Source organism: Neobacillus sp. PVCKKU3 (assembly GCF_058323225.1).
Window position 1 is genome coordinate 1 of sequence record NZ_JBLVQN010000110.1, and the last position, 528, is coordinate 528.

Here is a 528-nt window from a genome sequence, read left to right on the forward strand (position 1 = left end):
TGATACTACGTCAAGAAAATAGACACAGATTTTTCTACCGCGCTTTCGCTTGGTGGCCTTCATAAAAAAGTTCAAATAAAAGGCGATTTAAACTTTTTTATGAAGGTAAAATCAGGCTGCTAAACCTCCAAACATTCGCTCAAATTCGTTTGGTGTAAAGTAACCTAATGTTGAATGGATCCGCTTGGAATTGTAGAAAAACTCGATGTACTCAAACAGCGATTTCTTAGCATCTTCTCTCGTTTTAAACTTCGTTTGATAAACGAGCTCACGCTTAAGAATACCGTGAAAAGATTCAATACAAGCATTGTCGTAACAGTTTCCTTTTCGGCTCATGCTGCCTATCATTTTGTACTGTTTTAATAGTTTCTGATACTCCTGCGAGGCATATTGAACACCCCGGTCTGAGTGATGAACGACGCCTTCCCCTGGCCGTTGACGCTTGTAAGCCATTTTTAATGCGGAGATTACTAATTCCTTTGTCATGGTCTTGTCCATGGCCCAACCTACTATTTTACGAGAATATAA

Annotated in this window: 1 protein-coding gene; it reads right to left on the reverse strand. The window is 39.4% G+C overall.

Annotation, left to right across the window (positions count from 1 at the left end; translation table 11 throughout):
- Positions 1-111 precede the first annotated feature (111 nt).
- The coding region (locus tag ACNQGS_RS29105; RefSeq protein WP_491490397.1) for an IS3 family transposase at positions 112-528 on the reverse strand (417 nt) is incomplete at its 5' end.